This is a genomic window from Paenibacillus sp. OK076 (assembly GCF_900110055.1).
GTDB lineage: Bacteria > Bacillota > Bacilli > Paenibacillales > Paenibacillaceae > Paenibacillus.
On record NZ_FOCH01000001.1, the window covers coordinates 3960918 to 3980306 of the forward strand.

27 protein-coding genes are annotated in these 19389 nt (G+C 48.0%); 2 read left to right on the top strand and 25 right to left on the bottom strand.

The genetic code is table 11. The features are described 5' to 3' along the window. The first annotated feature begins 76 nt into the window (after positions 1-76). Together BMY78_RS17655 and BMY78_RS17660 are read left to right on the top strand one after the other, a co-directional pair. The gene (locus tag BMY78_RS17655; RefSeq protein WP_024632369.1) at positions 77-301 is read left to right on the top strand and encodes a type II toxin-antitoxin system HicA family toxin; all 225 of its coding nucleotides are present in this window, start codon (positions 77-79) and stop codon (positions 299-301) included. 84 nt (positions 302-385) lie between these two features. Continuing rightward, positions 386-712, top strand: a complete 327-nt coding sequence (locus tag BMY78_RS17660; protein ID WP_090901234.1) for a type II toxin-antitoxin system HicB family antitoxin — start codon at positions 386-388, stop codon at positions 710-712. 74 nt (positions 713-786) lie between these two features. Here BMY78_RS17660 and BMY78_RS17665 read toward each other — a convergent pair whose 3' ends face one another. The 25 genes from BMY78_RS17665 to BMY78_RS17775 form a co-directional block, all read right to left on the bottom strand. Further along, positions 787-1515: a DUF5131 family protein gene (locus BMY78_RS17665; RefSeq protein WP_090901237.1), complete on the bottom strand. Its 729-nt coding sequence runs from the start codon at positions 1513-1515 to the stop codon at positions 787-789. Positions 1516-1563: 48 nt separating this feature from the next. After that, positions 1564-2670, bottom strand: coding sequence for a three-Cys-motif partner protein TcmP (locus tag BMY78_RS17670; protein WP_090901240.1), 1107 nt, complete (start codon positions 2668-2670; stop codon positions 1564-1566). A 131-nt stretch (positions 2671-2801) separates the two neighbouring features. Beyond that, a complete protein-coding gene (locus BMY78_RS17675; protein ID WP_090901242.1) occupies positions 2802-3722 on the bottom strand; it encodes a glycoside hydrolase family 25 protein in 921 nt (306 codons plus the stop codon). Continuing rightward, complete coding sequence (locus tag BMY78_RS17680; RefSeq protein WP_090901244.1) at positions 3709-4137, bottom strand: phage holin family protein; 429 nt, start codon at positions 4135-4137, stop codon at positions 3709-3711. Before BMY78_RS17680 ends, BMY78_RS17675 begins: the two co-directional genes overlap by 14 nt. A 145-nt stretch (positions 4138-4282) precedes the next feature. Continuing rightward, positions 4283-5425, bottom strand: coding sequence for a tail fiber protein (locus tag BMY78_RS17685; protein WP_177185762.1), 1143 nt, complete (start codon positions 5423-5425; stop codon positions 4283-4285). A 108-nt stretch (positions 5426-5533) separates the two neighbouring features. Further along, a complete protein-coding gene (locus BMY78_RS32880) occupies positions 5534-5683 on the bottom strand; it encodes a hypothetical protein (protein WP_177185763.1) in 150 nt (49 codons plus the stop codon). Next, positions 5683-5976, bottom strand: coding sequence for a hypothetical protein (locus tag BMY78_RS17690; RefSeq protein WP_090901250.1), 294 nt, complete (start codon positions 5974-5976; stop codon positions 5683-5685). Before BMY78_RS17690 ends, BMY78_RS32880 begins: the two co-directional genes overlap by 1 nt. Positions 5977-5987: 11 nt before the next feature. After that, entirely contained in the window at positions 5988-7775 is a 1788-nt protein-coding gene (locus tag BMY78_RS17695) for a tail fiber protein (protein ID WP_177185764.1), read from the bottom strand. Beyond that, positions 7741-7947: a hypothetical protein gene (locus BMY78_RS32885; RefSeq protein WP_177185765.1), complete on the bottom strand. Its 207-nt coding sequence runs from the start codon at positions 7945-7947 to the stop codon at positions 7741-7743. The genes BMY78_RS17695 and BMY78_RS32885 overlap by 35 nt, the downstream gene beginning before the upstream one ends. Positions 7948-8015: 68 nt before the next feature. Beyond that, entirely contained in the window at positions 8016-8249 is a 234-nt protein-coding gene (locus BMY78_RS17700; RefSeq protein ID WP_090901256.1) for a YqaE/Pmp3 family membrane protein, read from the bottom strand. A 21-nt stretch (positions 8250-8270) separates the two neighbouring features. Continuing rightward, positions 8271-8852, bottom strand: a complete 582-nt coding sequence (locus BMY78_RS17705) for a stalk domain-containing protein (protein ID WP_090901259.1) — start codon at positions 8850-8852, stop codon at positions 8271-8273. 42 nt (positions 8853-8894) lie between these two features. Beyond that, positions 8895-10940: a hypothetical protein gene (locus BMY78_RS17710; RefSeq protein WP_090901262.1), complete on the bottom strand. Its 2046-nt coding sequence runs from the start codon at positions 10938-10940 to the stop codon at positions 8895-8897. A gap of 5 nt (positions 10941-10945) precedes the next feature. Next, complete coding sequence (locus BMY78_RS17715; RefSeq protein ID WP_090901265.1) at positions 10946-11305, bottom strand: DUF6711 family protein; 360 nt, start codon at positions 11303-11305, stop codon at positions 10946-10948. A 12-nt stretch (positions 11306-11317) separates the two neighbouring features. Beyond that, positions 11318-14239 (bottom strand): phage tail protein, encoded by a 2922-nt coding sequence (locus tag BMY78_RS17720; RefSeq protein ID WP_143067043.1) that lies wholly within the window; start codon positions 14237-14239, stop codon positions 11318-11320. Continuing rightward, the gene (locus BMY78_RS17725) at positions 14139-14525 is read right to left on the bottom strand and encodes a hypothetical protein (protein WP_090901270.1); all 387 of its coding nucleotides are present in this window, start codon (positions 14523-14525) and stop codon (positions 14139-14141) included. The genes BMY78_RS17720 and BMY78_RS17725 overlap by 101 nt, the downstream gene beginning before the upstream one ends. A 77-nt stretch (positions 14526-14602) precedes the next feature. Continuing rightward, positions 14603-14959: a DUF6096 family protein gene (locus BMY78_RS17730; RefSeq protein WP_090901273.1), complete on the bottom strand. Its 357-nt coding sequence runs from the start codon at positions 14957-14959 to the stop codon at positions 14603-14605. 62 nt (positions 14960-15021) lie between these two features. After that, on the bottom strand, positions 15022-15444 hold the full coding sequence (locus tag BMY78_RS17735) for a phage tail tube protein (protein WP_090901276.1): 423 nt from the start codon (positions 15442-15444) through the stop codon (positions 15022-15024). 15 nt (positions 15445-15459) lie between these two features. Beyond that, positions 15460-15813 carry a hypothetical protein gene (locus tag BMY78_RS17740; RefSeq protein ID WP_090901279.1) on the bottom strand — a complete coding sequence of 118 codons (354 nt, stop codon included), beginning with the start codon at positions 15811-15813 and terminating at the stop codon, positions 15460-15462. Then, complete coding sequence (locus tag BMY78_RS17745) at positions 15813-16247, bottom strand: HK97-gp10 family putative phage morphogenesis protein (protein ID WP_090901282.1); 435 nt, start codon at positions 16245-16247, stop codon at positions 15813-15815. The genes BMY78_RS17740 and BMY78_RS17745 overlap by 1 nt, the downstream gene beginning before the upstream one ends. A gap of 2 nt (positions 16248-16249) precedes the next feature. Next, entirely contained in the window at positions 16250-16570 is a 321-nt protein-coding gene (locus BMY78_RS17750) for a hypothetical protein (RefSeq protein WP_090901285.1), read from the bottom strand. Further along, complete coding sequence (locus BMY78_RS17755; RefSeq protein WP_090901288.1) at positions 16567-16881, bottom strand: phage head-tail connector protein; 315 nt, start codon at positions 16879-16881, stop codon at positions 16567-16569. The genes BMY78_RS17750 and BMY78_RS17755 overlap by 4 nt, the downstream gene beginning before the upstream one ends. A gap of 14 nt (positions 16882-16895) precedes the next feature. After that, complete coding sequence (locus BMY78_RS17760) at positions 16896-17183, bottom strand: hypothetical protein (RefSeq protein ID WP_090901290.1); 288 nt, start codon at positions 17181-17183, stop codon at positions 16896-16898. Between the two features lie 13 nt (positions 17184-17196). Continuing rightward, positions 17197-18216 carry a major capsid protein gene (locus tag BMY78_RS17765; protein ID WP_090901293.1) on the bottom strand — a complete coding sequence of 340 codons (1020 nt, stop codon included), beginning with the start codon at positions 18214-18216 and terminating at the stop codon, positions 17197-17199. Between the two features lie 26 nt (positions 18217-18242). After that, the gene (locus BMY78_RS17770; protein WP_090901296.1) at positions 18243-18569 is read right to left on the bottom strand and encodes a hypothetical protein; all 327 of its coding nucleotides are present in this window, start codon (positions 18567-18569) and stop codon (positions 18243-18245) included. 15 nt (positions 18570-18584) lie between these two features. After that, entirely contained in the window at positions 18585-19238 is a 654-nt protein-coding gene (locus BMY78_RS17775; RefSeq protein WP_177185766.1) for a DUF4355 domain-containing protein, read from the bottom strand. Positions 19239-19389: the final 151 nt, after the last annotated feature.

Below are 19389 nucleotides of genomic sequence, written 5' to 3' on the forward strand. Positions count from 1 at the left end.
TTACACACTAAAGCAATCAAATATCCACTTGATTAATTAGTACTGTATATGGTACTATATATACAGGAGGTGAGACATGGCTAGGATAGAAAAATTGGTCCAAAAAATGAAAGACCGCCCCAGTGGAATCCAATATGATGAAGTTGCCAAGGTACTCCGGCATCACGGTTATGGATTAGTGAGAAGCAACGGCTCGCACTTCCATTTCCGAAACCAAGCAGGAGACTTGATAACGATCAAAAAGGAACAACCACTAAAGGCGGTATACGTCAAAGACGTACTGGACCGGATTGGGGAGTAGCACCTCCCCTTTCCTTAATTCTCATGATATCCTAGCCGAATAATAATGGCAAATCACAGCCAAAAGAAGGATTTAGCGTACTACATGGCCCTCCCGTATACGATACAAATCAGACCCGTTAAGGACGAGAGCGGTGACTATTTCTTCGCAACTGTTGCGGAATTAGATGGGTGCCAAAGCAACGGAGATACCTTTGCTGAAGCATACGAAAGTGTTCGGGAAGCTATGGAGGAATATCTGGCTGTAAAGCTGGAGTATGGTGACGACATTCCTGAACCGATCGGAGAAGATAAGTACAGCGGGAAGTTTAATCTTAGGGTACCCCGGAGTCTGCACCGGCAATTGGTGGAGAGGGCCGCTGCGGAAGATGTGTCATTAAATCAGTATTGCCTGTACAAACTGAGTAGATAAACAAAAGAACCCTGCTGACCAATTAAGGTTAACAGGGTTCTTTTGCACCGATACTTTCGGATTTGTTACAATATTCAATTACTCACAGGTTGCTTCACATCTGGATACTCATCATAAGTTTGACCATCTAGAATGCGACCATGACGATGCTTTTGAACCCCGCCCCATTGTTTAAAGAAAAATGCAGTTTCTTGTTCGACACATTGGTCTCTAATACTTAGCGCCCATGCTTCTTCCATCGGTCTGGCTTTAGGTCCTGACTCTCCTCCAACAATTACCCAATCAATCCCTTGAAGGTTCAGATTATCAATAGGACCAAGAAGAGGTTCACAAGACAAAAATTTAACCGCAGCAGGTGTCTGTCTTAAATGATCAATCCTATCTAGTACCTTATCATTCTCGACACTTACCCCTTGCCAAATATTATCTGTCCAATTTAATTGGGGTGCCAATTCCGATAAACGTGAAGAACGCTTAGTTAATATTTGGAAAGTATGCCACGAAGCTTCATTCATGGTTTTAAAAACTGACTTAATGAATTCATCCGGAACATCCTTATGAAACATATCAGACATGGAATTCACAAAAATTTTACGTGGTTTTTTCCACTTTAATGGAACTTCAATTAAATCATGATGTAATGTTACATTGAATCCGTTTAAATATCGAGGATTACCCATGGCTTCCAGCCTTCTAGCCATTGCAAGAGCGTAACAGTTCCTACATCCTTCAGATACCTTAGTACATCCTGTCACAGGGTTCCAAGTTGCTTCTGTCCATTCTATATGTGAACTACTTGCCATAATATCACTCCCTTGTTACACAAGTATATCACAGAACATACGTTCCCATCAGAAGATTTCTATAATTGTCCCTGCCGGGTAGGTCCATCTCCTTTTTCTATCTGTTAGAATGCGTAATTCCTGATTTTGCTCCATAGGTTTAAGGATCGGCAATTTTATGTGAGTTGTTCTGAAAGGAGTAGAACAAAGTACATAATCCTCAATTTCTTCAATGGTGGCAGTTTTTCCTTTAAATTCTAACAACAGTAAATCTTTTAGATACTCATAATTAGGCTCATTCCCAAAAAGAACCCCTTGTAACGGATTGGTAGCATCAGAAAATGTGTAGGTTCCTCCTGTGTCAACAGACCACATTGCATCCTTCATTTTTAACAAGCCTTTTTTATGATTAGTTCCATAAAACAAGAAGTACTTAGTTGAATTTCTCTTCCCCTTCATCTCGAATGACCTAACATATTTAGCAGTATTATCGATTAATTGCTGCTGATACAGACCATGGATAAGTTCTCTTCTTTCCTCCGGTTGACAGTCTAGATCCAACTGTTTCCAGTCTTCATTTCCGAATAGTTTAGTCATAACTGCTTCTTGACCAATACGTCTTATAAATCTATTTATAAATTCATACATGAAATTGATGAATACTTCACATTTCGGGTTATCCATCAATTTTTGAATCAGTTCAAATGACAAATTGTAACCAAATGGGTCAACAAACAAAAATGCTGGTGCTAATTGGGCTTTACTTTTTTCAAGCTCCTGTAGAATATCATTCGCAGTATCTTCAAAATTAGAATTTACTACTTGAACATTAATTTTTTTATGTATCTCCATAGAATCAATTCTTTCTTGAAGATGAATAGCCCGCTCTGTATTTTCTTCTATAAAAATCATTACAATCTCAGCAATCTCAGGCTTGTTAGAAATTCGTTTGTCACAAGAATCTAAATATTGCATTGCTTCTTTAATCGCTATTATTGGCGATCCATCTTCACCATTATCGTATTGCCCCGGTCCCGAATAACCATCAAGAAATAAAATTCTGCTATTATATTGCCCCATGATCGGAAACCAAGCCCTCAAGTAGTTCCTTAGAATGATATGTTTGGCTTCAGTATGCGGCTCGAGCTCCCATAATGTAGTTTCAGGCTGACTCATTTTTTCACCCTCCAATTCATAACTAATGCACCATTTTATTTCCACAAAAGGGTACCCAATTCCTCCCAAACATACGTTCTAAATAGAGCCCGAGAACTAAATCCACTATCTCGGGCTCTCCCCAAAACAAATTATCCTTCTATATCAATCTTTTTCGAGCGCTCATCCAGGTTCTTCACATCTCCGTTTACGCCGGCAATTAGCGCCAAGAAGTTACGTCTCAGCCGATTAATGACTACTGCCGATTCCTCGCGAGTAATAGTTGCCCCTGGACGTGTCCCATCAAAATACCCATTAGCGGTTACCTCTGCCCACGCTGCCTCTGCCCACTTGCTGGGCACGTTGATATCACGTTCTGTCACTGGCTTGTCCTCCTTCACCGTTTTGCTGTATTTGGCTTTCAACTCGGCTACCGTACCGTCAAACTCATTCAAATCCACATTACCGCTGATCCCGTCAACCTTGCGGTTACCCCGTGGCAGATATCCACCCGCCGCCCCATCACTGTACTGCCAGAAATCCCAGCGTAACCAACCAGAAGCATCAGCAGGCGTTTGTGTGCTGTACCGGGCAATCCAGAGCGGATATGAGGACAAGCCTGTAAAGTTGCCGATGAACGCCGGGTATGTGTATACCAGCGGTTTAACTCCGGTCAGCTTGTGGATCTCCAAAAGAAACGTTGTGGCTACAGCCGTAATCGTTGCTTTGCTATGACCGTTTTTGTTGGACTCATAATCCATGACGGGAGGCAAGTCAAATGTGCCAATCCCTCCAGCATCCTGGATAGCTTTATAGAAGTTGGCTGCCTCAGCTTTTGCAGCATCAACGCTGCCAGCAGAGTCATCCACGTAGTGATATGTACCGATCAGCAGGCCAGCCGCTTTGGCATCTTTGACAAATTGCAGAAACTTGGATGACCGGAAGGACTTACCCTGTGTGGCCTTGATAAATACGAACGAAATCCCGTCAGCAGCTACCTTTTTGAAATCGATATTACCGTTGTGGTGCGATACGTCAATCCCCTGAGCATTACCCTGTTTACGCGCTTGCATCTGTACCAGCTCCTTTATCGTTATCGTTGCCGCCTTTGCCCTTCAGGACTTCGATGGCCTGCTTGATCACGGCCGGGATAGGCGCACCCATCTTCCCACCATTTTCAGTAATGGACAGCAGCTCATTCGCAATATAGAAAAATGCCACCGTGTCCCGGAACAAATGGCCATCTCCCAGGATGCCATCCACCAAATGCCCCACAGCCACCATGGCAAAAATAAAGACCTTACGGGCAATCCCGATAAGGCCAATTTTGCTTTTGAGTTCTCCTGACATCCAACCAGCAGCAACACCAGTCAGGTAATCCAACACCACGAATACAAGCAATACGCCCAACACTCCTGACCACCCTCCAAACAAATAAGACACCAACCAGCTGCCTGTTGCCAAAGCCCATTTCCCCACGTTTTCCATGTCATATCTCCGATCTATTTGTGTATAAAAAAAATCCCTCTAACCAGTCCAGAGAGCAAAATAAAAGCGCACCATTTAGGTACGCCTTACTTTAACGTTATCCTTACTAGTACTGTAGTGTGTGACAATATTCATCATTGACCTCCTATGTGAACACGCGTGATAGTGTGGTTATACCACTCTGGTATAATTTCATTAGGGTATTAGCGTGCGGTACCGTTGTACTTATGCTCATAACAATGGATAAGTTTTTTAAGTTAGTAGTTGGGAAGTTTTTCGCTACTGGTGAGAAGTTAGATAATGTTTTGGATATTGACCTTTGGTATGTCATGTATCCATTTTGGGGGTCAATGACCAATGCGTTAATATATTGAACATAGTTGGCTGTACCTGTCCCACCTGAGTTTGAAACACTGAACCCTGTACCATCTAATACGACTAGGGACTGCCATACATTATTGCTATTTTGATATGCCAGGTGTAAGTATGATTGGAGATTAGACCCACCCCCGACAGCACCTGTTAACTCAAGGTAGTCAGTTGAGTAAAGAATATTAATTCCAGTTTCGGATAGTGGGTATACCTGATAGAAAGTTTCCGTCCTTGTTGCACCCTGAATAAGTTTGTTACCAGCACCCCATTGAATTACATCAGTTGGATTATATGTCCCCTCAACATCAAATATCTTAACCCCCTTGACAATATTCCCAGGAACCAAATTTGGCTCCCCCGCGACGATAATGTCACCGCCGTAAATCCCAGGAGGATTCGTTTTGGTATTCACCCCTGGTGTAATTGTCAATGTATCTGTTGTCTGTTCTATCAAAGTCCCTACAATATCAACTTGATTCGAATTAGAGAAGCTTTTTCCCGCGCGTACATCAGAAGGGTCAGCATTCCCTTTAGCTCTTACCACTCCTGCCAACTTGTTAATTAGGGAATCCCATGATTCTGATGTGGATGCCGATACACCTATGGAGTTAAGCGCGGCAACCACTTCCGCTTTACGTTCAACTCCAGCTTGAAAAGCCAGTCCAACCGCTTTCTCAGTAGCAGCTACATCTTCTCTTTCTCCGTTTGTCTTGCTCGATAACTGAACCTTTCCTTTTTGAGTCAGTGAGGCATCCGGAATGTCCATCTCGTTGACCAGTTGGCGAAGTTCTTCCACATCTTCCCGTGTTGCAACACCCTCATCAATCTTCTCAAAGATGACATTGATTCCTACACGGCTTACACTCTCATTCCCTAAAGGCAGCGGCAGTTTTAAACGATTTGTTTCAATTGGCATGATTAATTCCTCCATTTTGTTGTTATTAGGTCTATACGATTTAGGTTAATTGTTGTTAAATGATCAGAAACAAGGCGTAAAAATAGCGCTCCAATTTCGGAACGCATTCTAATGAGCACTGCCCTGTTGAATCAACTCTTCTTTTCCTTGTTGTAAAAGATACGCATCGATTCCATCTTTTATATCGGGTCTTCTCGCACATACATACTCGTATGTGTAGGCTCCTTCAATGATGCGTAAGCCCATGTATGCACCCATTACATTGCACCTCCCATAATTAAATCATCCATAGCCGCCTTGATCACCGCTTGCTGTTCTTGCAACTGACTGATCAGTGACTCAATGGTCTCTGGTTTAATGTAGTTGTAGTAAAGGGTCTTGGTATCGACCTTCGTGTATAGAATGGGGATCATACCAGGAATGTTTTCAGGTATGGGCAATGCTTGATCCGTTGTATAACTGTTGTTCCCATTCACCCCTGGTGCGGGGTTGTGTGTGATTGATTCTACCTCTGCGGTATTCTGACCTGGTTTGTAGGTTATTAAAAGCATGTTTTACCTCCTTAGTAATAAACTGAAAAAGCATCATCGGGGATAATAACCGTGTTCGTACCCTGGCTAGTTACAACTGATTGATTTAAGTATTGGAACTGTAGTTTTATCTCATTATCCCAATTGAAACCACCTGGTGTTGTCCATTCTGATGAGCTAATGCTTGAACTAACGGTCGGTTTGTAGCTGTATCGGTATCTACGATTAACACGGTCAACCTGTATAAAAGTGATATATAACGTACTTGACACCCATGGACCATTACCACTATTAAAGGTTAATGCAACTTGTCTATCCAGCGAGTCGATCAGTACTATATTTGTACCTGATAGCGGGTTCGTTTCACTACCAGAATTGAAGCTGATATAAGCGTTCGTAAAGCTTGGAACAAAGAAGAAGCTTTTTCCAGCAGGAATCGTCAACCAGTGCAAGTACCTAGCTGGTTTGACTACCCCTGTACTATATAGGGTGATTGGTGAGTTTACGACTTGATTAGGTTCATACTTTCCCGCCACTCCATAAATGGAGTAGTTTTTCAGAATCACGTCTCCCCGTAGGTTCGGTTCTCCTGGAACAACAATGTCCGTGTTGTAATACCCCGCTGCCTTGATTTGTGCTGTGGTTCCTGGTGTGATTGTCCCACCAGGTCCCCGATTGGGCATTGTCCCCGTTCGGTTGTTTCCACTGGCATTACTAAAAGTCGATCCAGCCAGAACTTGTGAAACAGCAGCCGTTCCTGTAGCCCGGATCACCCCGGACATCTTAGCAATGAGCGAGTCCCATGATTCTGATGTGGATGCCGATACACCTATGGAGTTAAGCGCGGCAACCACTTCCGCTTTACGTTCAACTCCAGCTTGAAAAGCCAGTCCAACCGCTTTTTCAGTAGCAGCTACATTACTGCGGATTCCATTCGTTGCATCAGAAAGCATCGTTATTCCTTTTTCAGTTTGAGAAGCATCATTAACAGGTGGAATGGCCGAAATCTGCTCATCCACATAGTCCTTTACCGCGTCAGCCTTGGCCTGCGCCCCTGTCTTGGTTTCCCCATCCTGCCGAACAAACTTGGCATCTGCACCACTCATGAGTCCAGATACGCCGCCTGTCTCTGCATCAGGGATTACGTCGGCACCACCTTGGATATGGGTCAAGGCGTGTGGTCCAGGTGTGGATTCTCCAGTCGCTGTGAAGGAAACACGCTTGTTGGCTGGATCGGTGGTAATGGTTATTCCTGTACCCCCGACAAGAGTAACCGTGTCTGTTTTAGAACCTGCGGTGACATCGTTAATCTTGCTGAATGCGTTTTGGTTCACCTCAGCTCCTGCAGCAATGCCATTCAGTTTGTCATGCTCAGCCTGGGTGACATGCTTAACCGTATCGGCTGTATGGCTGTCTAGCTTGGTCTGTACCGCGTCCGTTTCAGCTTTACGGGCAATGTCATCCGCTGCGGCTGGAGCGGCTACCTTGGCCCGTCCCTCTGCGTCACGCTGCATAAGTGTGTCAGGTGTTGCGGCGCTGGTGCGGGCATCCACTAAGAGCTTGTCAGCAGCAGACATAAACCCTGCGGCGTTCCCCTTTGCCGTGGGATGCTCATCAGCTCCCCGTGCCTTGTGGGCTGCCAGAGCTTCCGCTGCTGTAGCAATAGCAGCCGCCTTGGCTGCATCAGCTTTGGCCTGGGCATCTGCTGGTGTACCTTTGGTATCCATTTCAGCCTGCACACGGTCAAAGCCGACATTTATCGTTTGAAAGTCTTCGCTGATCTTCTTACTTCCGACCAGGTTCCCGTAACGGTTGGCCATCTGACTCAGCTCCTTCCAAAAGATTATCCACGTCCAACTTGATTGTTTTGAGTAAGGCAAGCTTCGATTCGCTGTTGGGCATCGTATCAAGCAATGCACGCAGAATATGTGGCAATTCATTAAACATGCCATCTACATCGATGGACAGCTCAAGCACTTTCTTAATTTTCATTTGACACCTCTTTCTGAGCACGAAAAAAGAGCCCACGTTGGTGGACTCCGTTTTGGTTATTTAATTCATTAGCGACTACGCTCAATGGCCCTGATTAATTTCTCATTCCGTTTGTCTGCTTTGTGGCTGTTAACTACTAAGAACGCATGGATTACACCAGGAATGTAACCGAAGAATGTAAGAATGATGTTTAAAATAAATGATCCCGGTTTCCCACAGAACAAAACAGCCAATGGTGGTAAAAAACAAAGAAAGTATAGCAAATCATATCCCCCTAGTAAATTATAGGTATATACTACCATAATTTCACTTAGACGAGTGGTTTATTTTGCTGTTGCCAAGGCTTCTTCAATCAGCTTCAGATCAGCTTCGTATTTAGCAATATCTGCATCATAATTAGCTAGCTGTTTTTCAAACGCTTCAAGATTAGTAACAGGTACCCCTCTATCTTGTTGTTCTTTGAGGAGAGCGATCTCTTTCAATATATCTTCTCTACCCGATTTAGTGGGAGCTAGTATCCGATCCAAAAGAACACTCTTTTGCTCTTCCAAACTAGATTTGGACTGACCTGTGTATTTATTGCTCGTTCCCACAGGAGTCGCTGATTCAGACCCCACAGTTGATTCTTCTGTTTGAGAAGTAATTGTAATCGTTTTTCCACTCACTGACACATCAGCCCCTAACGCTTCAGACAAGGCACGTGCAGGAACATTTGCCCGAGAATCGATAACCGCGCCTTTGTCCGAAAGTTTCTTTCCATCTACCACTAATGTATATTCTCCGGTTACTTTTTTTCCAACCATGCTCTTAACAGTATCTGCAAAAGCGCCCGCTGATGTCGAAAAAACCACTCCGATAATAATACCTCCGGCAATATACGCAACTTTATGTGCAAACTTCTTCATGACTCTACCTCCGTATTGGTGCTATTTTCCTATTATGATACATTACGGAGTTGAAGTTGGGAAGGTTCCGCCCCAGTTTTGGTTGGCCGAGTTACCGTGATTATGTGTAGGCAAGGTAACTGTATGCGTATGGTTCGATGAAGCTTTACCGGAAATCGCTGCCCATAGCGCATTGATTTCATTCTGAAGCCCTGTGATCTGACCAACACCTAAATTCAGCCCAGTCACACTTCCAGTAAAATTAACACTCCCTTGCAAGACTGTTGAACCCGATGTGGACCCAAGACGCAAACCATAATTACCTATGAAAGCTAATTCACTTGAGTTGGCATAGATCAATCCCTGAGATTGCCCACTAGAATTGTAATACGTATGGCCTGAGATGTTAGCAGATGGATTGGTACCTAAAGTGACACGGCGTGCATTACCCGAGTCGTAGAAAGTGAATCCGTTAGGATCCAGTTCGATCCGGTCACCACTGGCTGCTGTCCTAATCTTGCTACCCAGGATGTCAGCACCTTGAATGTATGAACCAATGATCTCGCCACCCTCAACCCGTCCAGCAACCAACGTACCTCGGAAGGTTCCGCTGGCTGCTTGGAGTGCGCCGCTAAACGTTCCGTCCACACCTTGCAAAGTGCCGCGAAAAGTCCCGCCTGCTGCTGAAAGATTACCCGAGAAGGTACCTCCTGCCGCCTGCAGGTTCCCGCTGAACACACCATCTGTAGCTTCCAGCGTGCCGTTAAACTTATACCGTCTACTTGGAATATCGAAATAAATTGCATCTTGTCCGTTAGCCTGGAACGACATCTTATCACTGTTTAGAATCACCTTGCTCAGATGATCTTCACGCTCAATGGTTAAACCCTCAGTACGTGTGAGTGTCGCCCCATAATAGGACTTGCCTTCCTTGACCGCTTCCTTATTCAGTTTATTGACTGCTGTAGTGAGTGTCCCGTCCACTTTGAATTCACTCTGCTGCTCCGATACGGATGGCGCCTCCAAAGTCATGCTAAGTCCGCCGGCAAAGCGGAACACCTGGTGAAGAATCAGAGACTTGTATCGGACGATGCCATCCCACGGAATATGAGTATCCTCCCAGGTTGATACGGTCTCGTCCCAGGATGTCCCTTCTTGCTGTTCGAACGCGATCACGTCACCCTGCTCCAGTTGCGGGTACCCTTGGGCCCTCATTGTGAGTGGAAGGTAAGAGAATCCGTTCAGCGTGGCCCTCAGATCATTGACCATGGCCTGAGTCATGAATGGATTCTCCAGAAACAGGGTATGGTTATCATCCCCGGTACCAGCTTCGTACTGCAGCTCATCTTCCGTGTTGTACGTCACGACTACCCGAGTGTACGTCTTGACCGGGTTCGTCTGCCTTACGGATGAGTAATCAAATGTGGTCATCTCAAATACCGGAGCATCTGAGGGTGTGAACCGCTTGAATTTAACTGTGCCGGCCTTATCGATGTAGAGGCTGGCGCTGTTGGCTGCCGCGATGTACTGTAGCACCTGGCGCATCGTATATCCCGCTGGTCCTGCCTGAATGCGATAATTAGCATTGATTACCACACTGTTGTCATACGTCCATCCAAGCCGGTTACAAATCTCATTGAACACAGCACGCTGCGTGGCTGGATAGATTAGTGACGACACGTAAGCCGCATCGGCAAAGACCAGCTTGTCATAGCAGGTGAATGTCCAGACATCATTGACCTTCTCACGGTCATCGACAAAGAACTCGCCCAGCGGTAGCCAATCTGTACCGGTACCTGTCCAAGATATATGCATGTCTTGCCAAGGGTACTGAGCCTGCAGCCAGGTCATGCCTCGCATCGACAAAGACAAATACGGCATAATCCGAGCATTCGCCGGGATCACTTCATTCGTCCGGAGCTTAATGGTCAGTTTGGAAGGGATCGCTGTCCCGATCGCAAATCCATCCGTCAGACTCAAACTGTTCTCAATACTAAAATCTACAATCTTGGTATCGTCATATTCTTCGGATCCCACGATGGCCTTGACGATAAACTCCCGATCAGGCCGCTTCAGGTAATCCGCATAGATCGGTGATATTGGAAACACTCAGATCACCTCTCTGTCAGTGTCATTTTAAATCCGTTCCAATAAAGCACGCCTTCCTTCTCGAAAGGAATGTTAGCAGGTCGATCTCCGACATACACCTTCTTTGTGATATAGGTGCCCACCATCGGGTCCGGATACGTGAAATCAAAAAAGATATCACTCATCTGCTTTAACAGTGGCGATATCTCATCCATTCGAAGTGCATTAAACGTTAGCTCAATCTGACGCTTAACAGCTACACGGTCCCGATGCAGTGTGCCGTCAGCGGTCCGTGTCGTGCTTTCTGCGTCATCCAGATCCAGGATGGTAACTTGGATCGCGGATGGCATGGCCGCAATATCTGCACCATTGATTTTCAAATACAAGCCTTTCCCTCCTTATGTGCGCAGTGGATTCACCCCTGTGCGCCGCTGAATATCGTTAATACCGGTGGCTGCCACTCGGCCAATCTCGGTTGTACCCACTTGTAATATAAGATCCCCTTTGCTACTCCGAAGAGCCGTAAGGATCTGGCCGAGTAACCCAACCATTTCACTGTTACCCGCGCTGCTGCTATTATCCAGTATCCCCTGAAGCTTGGAGAGCGGGGCTACAACTTCGGGATCGATGCTCGCACCTTTGTTATCCCCAACCATGGCCATGGTTGGTCCAAAGGCCAAGCCACCTTTTGCCAGGCGTGGGATTTTCGGAATCTTCGGCAAGCCTATATTACCGCCACCGACTTTCTGGCCAAAGATTTCAACCTCCGGAATGCTTACACTGATACTGTTCAGTCCATCGATTACTTTATTAATCGCATCGATGATAAGATTTAACGGGATCTTAACCAAACCGTACAGAGATTCGAACACGCCACCAAAGATATCCTTAACGCCTGTCCAGGCTTTCTTCCAGTCTCCCGTAAATCCACCAACAATGAATTTGATTAATCCCGTCAGCGTTTTCTTTAGTCCTTCAATGACAGTTCCAATTCCGTTAAACACGATTTCAAATGCCGGTTTCATGTTCTTCCACAGCACATCAATCAGCGGAATAATGACATTCTTCCAGAGCTGCGTCAGCACCGTAATCACCTTGTTGATGTTCGGCATTACGGTTGTCGTAAGGATCTGGTACAAGCCTTCCCACGCTTCTGCCAGCACTGTTCCGATCGCCTGCGCCAGTGGAACAACAATCTGCTTCCATAACATCGTCAATAGCTCAGACAGCACTTTGAACACGGGCTGAAGTATCGTGCCGATGAAGTTGGCTAGCGGTACCAAGACTTGTTGCCACAATTGTTTAAAGATCGAAATAACGTTTGGAAGCAACGTATCAACAAAGTAAGCCACCGCCGGTTTCAGGATCTTGGTCCAGGCATCGGTCAGTACGGTTTTCACAAACTCAGCTACAGGCTTCAGTGCTTCCAGCCATGTCTTGCCCAGTTCCTTGACTTGCTTCCTGAATTCCTCACTTTCAGCGTAGAGATCCACGAATGCAAGAATCAATCCGCCAATGAGTCCGGATATGAGCGTAACCGGTGAAGACATGACACTAAGCGCCGTAGCAATTCCTTCCAGTACCGTAGACACCAGACCGCTGGATACAATCAGTTCGCCTAGGGTTGCCAACATCGGTGCAATGGCAATTAGGAATTCCGCTACCTTGAACGCCCCAAAGAAGCCGGCAACGACGGCAGCTCCTTTCAGGAATGTTTCCTGATTGCCATCTATCCAGCCGGATAGGTTATTCAATGCCCCTGCCAACTGCTGCAGCGCAGAAACGATAATCCCGCCTGTCCATTGAGCGAGTGGCTTCAAGAAGTTTTCCCACAGCCACACGGCAACAGGCTTGAACGCATTGACTACACTGTTCAGAACCCTAATGGCACCAGCGAGTACATCAATGAATGCCGGCAAAGCCTTCTCCACGGTCCACGTGGCCAGCGGTACCAGAGCTTCCTTGTACAACCAAACCAATCCCTGGCCAATGTTCTTGGCAAAAGGCTTCAGGGCACTCCAGAGTCCAGCCAGTGATTTCTTCAGCGGTTCCAGGCTGATTTTGGAGAGAGGTTCCAAAGCTTTACGAACTGTATCAGCAAACGCCCTGGCTTTCTCGGTTAAGGCATCCATCCCGCCCGTTACACCACTAAAGTCTGTAGCGCTAAAACCGCCTAATCCTCCGCCTCCACCGATCCCAGGAATGTCTCCCAGCCCAGCACCTTTATCCTTATCTTTGTCAGAATCAGATCCAGCGCCTTTATCTCCAATCAGGTTTAGCTTATCAAAGCCTGCCACAGCTGCCTTAGCTTCCTTCGCGGCTGCTTTGGCTTTCTTGCCTGCATCCTTAATAGCGTTACCCGCACCGGATGCCTGGTCACCTGCAGATTGATATGCGCCGCCCAAGTCTCCTATTGCAGAAGCCTGGTCCTGTGCAGCCTGTACTTGCTGACCCACCCCAGATGATCCTCCGAACAAGGCCGTGGTAAATGCAGCAAGCCATTTCATAGCCATTGCAAGTGCTTTAGCCATCGCGATCAGTGCCGGCAATACGGTATTGTAAATCGGCAAAAACGCCTGACCGAGATACAGCCGAGTGTTCTTTAACTGAGCTAAAAACATGGCCTGACGAGTCATCGTGTTGGCCTGCAGCGAATTACCATACTTCCGTGCCGCTTGTTCGAGGATGGCAAAATACAGAATGGTCTGCTGCGTCTGGAAGCTGAGCTTCTGCCAGCTGCTATCGCCGGCAAACTGCCTGAATGCCTCCGTAGACTCCAGCATAGCCACGTTGACGTTAATCCCCAGATCCTCGATGGCATCTGTCTCACCAAGCATACCGCTTCGGATTCGCTCCATAACATCCTGGATGGACCGTCCGGTGGCGCTGGCCACAATGGCGGAAGCTTTCAGCAAGTCAATGGTACGCTGCGTCGTCTGCGCCTGGTCTTGCGAGAAGCCACTAATCAGGTTGGCGTAGGTTGCCCCATACTGCGTAGCCTCCGAAATCCCCATACCAAAGGCAGCGGCTTGAGACATCACCCATTCACGGAACACGCCAACGCTCTGCCCCATCATCCGGTTGACCTGACCCACGGCAGCCTCAAAGCGCATGGCATCCTTCGTCGCACTGGTAAACACTTGGCCAAGCTTCAGCAGAGCAAGGGTGGCAGCTAAGGACTTGAATGCGGACTTGATGGCTCCCGTTGACCGGTTAACCTCACGCTCCGTATTCCCCAGCTGCTTCCGGACATTGGCCAGGTCGCGGCGGAGCTGACTGGTCTCGCCAGTAATCAGTATCCGTAGTTCCTCTATCGTCATGTTGCTTTTCACCCCGCTTCCGATACCGTGCCCCGTAGGCTGCTACACGTTCTTTCATGACTTGCCAGTTATTTTTCTTCTGTGACTGCTGAATCAGCTCGTCCGGAAAGATACCCGGAAAAGCTTCATGCAGCTCAGGTGGCTTCTTCTTGCTCCCCAGTGCCCTCTGAACCAGTTGGCCGATGAGCTGCGCCTGGTGGAAGCTTAGTAACGCCTGATGCTGCAGGTCGGTCTTTTGCTTGGCTACAAAGGCGTTTATGGCTGTTGTGATCTCCAGATAGGACATGTCCCAATATCCCACCGGATCCACACCAGCCTGAACTGCCGTTGGATAGAGCTTGTCAAACAGCTCGGTCAGCGTTTTTACAGTTTCTCCGCCCCGGTCGCTTCCCCCGCCTCCAGAGCTTTCTTGAAAAAACCGCTGATCTGGAATACTTCGATCAAGTGTGGAAGCAGATCTGTATATGTGTTGCCTTCATCGACATACTCGTCATAGATGTTCTGTACATCGGACCAGCTGATGCCATGTTGGAACTTCTGCATAGATGAATGAAGAATACGAAGAGTACCGGTTAACGGTGGCAGGTTGCCATTCTCTGCTGCCATCAAGAGATCCAGTGGATTACGACCACCCAAGTGCTTCTCCAATTGCTCAATATGCGCAGCGCCAAGCCGCAATTTATAGTCCTTGCCATTCATCGTGAGTGTCGTGTATTTCATTTCAGTTCCTCCTCAAAGTCAAAAGCGCCCCGATCAGGAGCGCCCTTGCATAGTTGTGGCTATTAGGCCGGGTCTGTAATCTTGATATCAGACTGCAGGTAAAAGGCAGCTGTGAACGTCAGGGCCGCATTGACGGCTGCCGCATCCATCTTGACGGATACTTGAGCGCTGAAGTCATGGGTCGTCCCATCGGGATATTCCACACGGAAATCCTTGGTTTCACCAGACTCCTGAATGCCTTTCAAAATGCGAAAGTTAGAAGTCGGCCCAGAGTTGTCATACAAGAACGCAAATGTCAGATCCCCGAGATCCTTGATCCCGGCAATATAGCGACGGGTATTATCTTTCAGCGTGGTTACCTCTACCTGCTCTGGATCTCCACCCAGTTCAGGGACCTCCATTAATTCGCCAATCTCGGTATATGTGCTCGATCCGTTCGTTGCCTTATAGGACAGCGTGGTATCTTTGGTTAATAGTCCAGCCATGCTCTTGTCTCCTTTCTATTGCGATACGCGGCCGCTGCGGGTATCCACAACTCCGCGATAACGCATAGTTTTATGTTTAATGCCTGACGGATCGCTCAGATCTGCTGCAAATTCCCGCCGTAAGCCAATATTGTTCATTTGGGTGTCTACCGCAGCAGCTAGGGCTCCGGTAGACTTGTTATGCCAGATATCCAACTGGATCGTGACAGCCGACAAAGGGCCGTTCCGAATCCCGAGAGGGTCAATATTACTTCCCTCGTAAAAACTGATGTGAGGAAGCTTAGCCCAATCTTTAGGATGGGCATCGGAAACCGTGACCCCCTCGATCTGGTCGAGCTGCTTCTTCACATCTGGCTTAATGTCATACATCAGCGACCACCTAACCTTCTGATCTCCTTCTTCAGCTCAGCTGCCACAATATCGCTGACAATCGTTTTGTTTTGCTCAGCAGCAGGGAACATAAATGGCTGCGCCGGCATCCCCTTCCAGTCCTGACGATAGCTGAGATCCCCGTCATACTTCGGCGGAGCTGGTGAGGCCTGACCGCGTTGCCCGGTACCGAACTCCACATACGGGGCATACTCCAGATTCGTGGATACCTCTCCGATGATCTTCCCTCGTTCCTCCGTTACCTGAGCCTTAATACTGTTTCGCAGATCGCCCGTATCACCTACAGGAGCCAAACCCTTCGCATCACCCTGCACCTTGATGGTGGCCTTGTGGATGCCTCGCTTCATGGCCTCTTTGTCTGCACCAAGCCTGGCCAACTTGCGCATGAGACGGTCCATTCCTTGCATGGCCATAATCAGATCGCCTCCATATCAATGACAAAATGGCCGCTCCACGGTCTCACGGCCACCACCTTGTAATCCGGATCGTCCTGGGTATCCAAACAAGCCCTCCCGGATTCAAGCCTCACAGGAGGCTCCTGCTCCACGTACATGACTCGCATATACGCCAAACGTTCGCCATACATCTCTGTCAGGACTCGGCCACCTGCAGGTTGCACGTTACCGCGCAGCTCAATTGGATCTCCCCAGCTTTCAGAAGTGGTTCCGTCATCCTCCTGGAGTGGTACCCGAGGTCGGAAGGTCACAATTCGTTTATCACGTTCCCGCAGCCTCATGTCCGGCCCACCACTTTTAATAGCCGGTGATGGCTGATCGTCCGCTGAAGATCCGCCGGCAGATCCACAAAGGAACGACTAACGCCGCCCTCGCTGTGGCTGCTCTGCCCCTCGATGCCCACTTTGTTGTACCGCATGATGACCAACTGCCGGACGGTAGGTTCAAGCCCTGGCGGGATGGTCTGCCGGTTCGTCCAGCTCAGCAAATCCGCTTCCGCATCCTCGATCAACACAGACAACAAAGGACCCTGCTCCAAGGATGCTGGACCGAGCAGGGCTTGTATCTTATCCAAACGACTAAATGTGGCCATATCCTATCCCTCGCTTATGCCTTGGGTTCAGCGGCTTTGATTTTCTCCAGAATACCCTCTTTGCTGGTCGCCTTGCCGAGATCGATGTCACGATCAGCAGCGTAGGCTCTCAGCTCGTCTGGCTCCATGGACTCCAGCGGATCCGTCACCGTGTCCGCTTCGTCCGCTTCGTCTACTTCGTCCAACACGGTCACATGGGGCTTGATTGCCTCATACCCCTTTGCAGAGATAGAAAAAGACGCTCCTTTTTCATAGAGCGCCCCGTCATGGCGAATCTGTATGCTATTCACTTCAACTCTCACCGGTTATCCTCCTTTAGATGACTTGACCTTGGAACACGTTATTGGCTTCTGGGAAGCTTGGCAGAGCCGTAGCAACAGCCTTTTTCCATGTGCTCACAGGATCCAGATTCTCTTCATAGACCATAGCCAACACATTACCCACCATTTGCGTCTCGATACTTGGATCACGGCGCAGACGCACTTCCTCAGCCGTTGGACCGTAGATGGTTTCACCCAATGGCTCATCACCGAACAAAGCGATCTTGTTCTGCGGGAAATAACGGTGTGTCGTGAACGTACCGTCCGCATTCTGTTTACGATACTTCTCGTTGTACGTTGCCAAAGCAGGCAGGCTGCGTTCCGTCAGGAATGCATTCAGATCCGAACGAGAGGGCACCCGAAGTGCGCTTGTCCCGTAGAGCGCGCCAATCACTTTCGGGTGGCGAAGCATCGCGCCTATAACCTCCTTAGAAGTCAGGCCACGAGTCGGTGCAGAATCCAAAGCATCCGCAAAACGCTCCAGATCTCCAATTGGGTCACTGTTCGGATCCGTCCAGCGGCTGGTACCGCTCAGGATCTCCTTGTGTTCATCTGGTACACCATAATCAATGGTCGCGCTCAGGTTGTTCTCGTCCAGCGTAACCGTACCATTTGCAGTGGCTTCCATCCGCATAGCTTCAACACGTGCCCGTACACCCGCCACCAAGACATCGATATCGTTATACACGACCTGCATCAGATACTGCAGCTCTTGAGCGTTACGCGGGCTTTCCAAAGCAATAATCTCTTTCTCCGTCAGACCGAGTTTACGCTTGATCAGCGCAAGACCTAGTGCCTGTTTGGCTGCTTCACGGGAACCGATCTCCGCCTCCGTGTCAAACGCATGAATAGAGGCAATAACCGGTGTACGGCCAGCCCCCACGATCATGTCAAACTCAAGTGATTCACGCTTAACCTCCGGGAACAGGGTTTCACCAAGCAAGGGCTTGTATTCTCTGTTCTTCAGATAGTTCAGAATCTCACGTTGATTAAATAGTTCCAAGATAGTTGCCATAACTGCTTATCTCCTCTCGACCTGAATTACAGGCTCTGTTTGAATTTAATGTCTGACTTCTCAACAAGCGCGGTAAGCGCCTCAGCTGAAGGGATTACCGGCAATCTTTCTTTGAGAATCCAGGCTTCGATCAGCACAGATCCAGGTTGCGGCCCCTCGGTCACATCCGTTTCGGTATATGTGATACCAATCGCTGTAGCATCATTGGCCGGATACACCGTGCCTGCAGGAACAATCTTCCGTCCCTTTGCATTGGCCGTTACTCCTGTATTACTGATCTGATACGTAGCTGCAACAAACTTCGCACTCGCCAGAAAATTAGGCTGTGACACGCTTTCCTTATTTACAAACATAGTAATGCTCCTTTCTTAGCCCCAAGGATTTAATGCAGCAGCGGGGGCTTTTCCGCTTTCATTTGCTGCTTTTGCATAGTTACTACCTGTGCTTGCTGTGCCGCCTTTACCGCCTCCACCTTTTGGCGGGTCGCCTTTCAGACGGTCATTAACGCCAGCCTCAACAGCTTCACGGAATGCCTTTTCCACAGCCTCCAGGCTCTTGTTCGTGGCATCTGCATCCGTATAGACCAGCACCTCGGCCAGTGACAGCGGCAGCTTCTTCTCACTAAGCTGTTCCAAGGCAGTTGCTCGAAGCTCACGACGGGTGATATCACTCTCCCGATCCGCAAGAGCCTTTTCACGCTTCTGGCGCTCATGCTCCGCCTTCTGCTCGGCATTCATCTTGGCCAGCTTCTCCGCCTCGGTCTTGGCCTCGTCCAGCTTGTCCTGGAGATCCTTTTCCCATTTGGACTGTGCCTTACCCAAGCGCTCGCCAAGAATCCGATCAACCTCGGCCTGTTGATCAGCGGAAAAAGTTACTTTGCCTGCTCCACCTTTATCACCATCACCAGCTCCAGGATCTCCTGGCGCGCCAGCTCCGGCTCCTGCACCTTCTCCCGTACCGCCACCATCGCCATCGGCAAACAGCTGCAGGTTAAGAGGGAAACGCTTCTTCCTAAATTTCATAATTGAATCCTCCCGTTTACGCCCGTCGGCTATTTTCCATGACAGCTTTTATACCGTCCTCCGCACGTTCTGGACAGGTTGTTACTTTCTACCACCAATTAAGGCCAAAATAATGATCGTTAAGCAGATCAGAAATGTAATCATGACGCCG

Coding starts and splice junctions, on each gene's coding strand:
- BMY78_RS17735 (WP_090901276.1), bottom strand. CDS start 15,444: ATGGCTGGACTATTAACCAAAGATACCACGCTGTCCTATAAGGCAACG.
- BMY78_RS17765 (WP_090901293.1), bottom strand. CDS start 18,216: ATGGCAACTATCTTGGAACTATTTAATCAACGTGAGATTCTGAACTAT.
- BMY78_RS17680 (WP_090901244.1), bottom strand. CDS start 4,137: ATGGAAAACGTGGGGAAATGGGCTTTGGCAACAGGCAGCTGGTTGGTG.
- BMY78_RS17775 (WP_177185766.1), bottom strand. CDS start 19,238: ATGAAATTTAGGAAGAAGCGTTTCCCTCTTAACCTGCAGCTGTTTGCC.
- BMY78_RS17660 (WP_090901234.1), top strand. CDS start 386: ATGGCCCTCCCGTATACGATACAAATCAGACCCGTTAAGGACGAGAGC.
- BMY78_RS17750 (WP_090901285.1), bottom strand. CDS start 16,570: ATGAGGCTGCGGGAACGTGATAAACGAATTGTGACCTTCCGACCTCGG.
- BMY78_RS17675 (WP_090901242.1), bottom strand. CDS start 3,722: ATGCAAGCGCGTAAACAGGGTAATGCTCAGGGGATTGACGTATCGCAC.
- BMY78_RS17670 (WP_090901240.1), bottom strand. CDS start 2,670: ATGAGTCAGCCTGAAACTACATTATGGGAGCTCGAGCCGCATACTGAA.
- BMY78_RS17700 (WP_090901256.1), bottom strand. CDS start 8,249: ATGGTAGTATATACCTATAATTTACTAGGGGGATATGATTTGCTATAC.
- BMY78_RS17655 (WP_024632369.1), top strand. CDS start 77: ATGGCTAGGATAGAAAAATTGGTCCAAAAAATGAAAGACCGCCCCAGT.
- BMY78_RS17690 (WP_090901250.1), bottom strand. CDS start 5,976: ATGCTTTTAATAACCTACAAACCAGGTCAGAATACCGCAGAGGTAGAA.
- BMY78_RS32885 (WP_177185765.1), bottom strand. CDS start 7,947: ATGAAAATTAAGAAAGTGCTTGAGCTGTCCATCGATGTAGATGGCATG.
- BMY78_RS17740 (WP_090901279.1), bottom strand. CDS start 15,813: ATGTATGACATTAAGCCAGATGTGAAGAAGCAGCTCGACCAGATCGAG.
- BMY78_RS17665 (WP_090901237.1), bottom strand. CDS start 1,515: ATGGCAAGTAGTTCACATATAGAATGGACAGAAGCAACTTGGAACCCT.
- BMY78_RS17770 (WP_090901296.1), bottom strand. CDS start 18,569: ATGTTTGTAAATAAGGAAAGCGTGTCACAGCCTAATTTTCTGGCGAGT.
- BMY78_RS17725 (WP_090901270.1), bottom strand. CDS start 14,525: ATGTCCTATCTGGAGATCACAACAGCCATAAACGCCTTTGTAGCCAAG.
- BMY78_RS17730 (WP_090901273.1), bottom strand. CDS start 14,959: ATGAAATACACGACACTCACGATGAATGGCAAGGACTATAAATTGCGG.
- BMY78_RS17685 (WP_177185762.1), bottom strand. CDS start 5,425: ATGCCAATTGAAACAAATCGTTTAAAACTGCCGCTGCCTTTAGGGAAT.
- BMY78_RS17720 (WP_143067043.1), bottom strand. CDS start 14,239: ATGACGATAGAGGAACTACGGATACTGATTACTGGCGAGACCAGTCAG.
- BMY78_RS17705 (WP_090901259.1), bottom strand. CDS start 8,852: ATGAAGAAGTTTGCACATAAAGTTGCGTATATTGCCGGAGGTATTATT.
- BMY78_RS17755 (WP_090901288.1), bottom strand. CDS start 16,881: ATGGCCACATTTAGTCGTTTGGATAAGATACAAGCCCTGCTCGGTCCA.
- BMY78_RS17745 (WP_090901282.1), bottom strand. CDS start 16,247: ATGGCCATGCAAGGAATGGACCGTCTCATGCGCAAGTTGGCCAGGCTT.
- BMY78_RS32880 (WP_177185763.1), bottom strand. CDS start 5,683: ATGGGTGCATACATGGGCTTACGCATCATTGAAGGAGCCTACACATAC.
- BMY78_RS17695 (WP_177185764.1), bottom strand. CDS start 7,775: ATGGCCAACCGTTACGGGAACCTGGTCGGAAGTAAGAAGATCAGCGAA.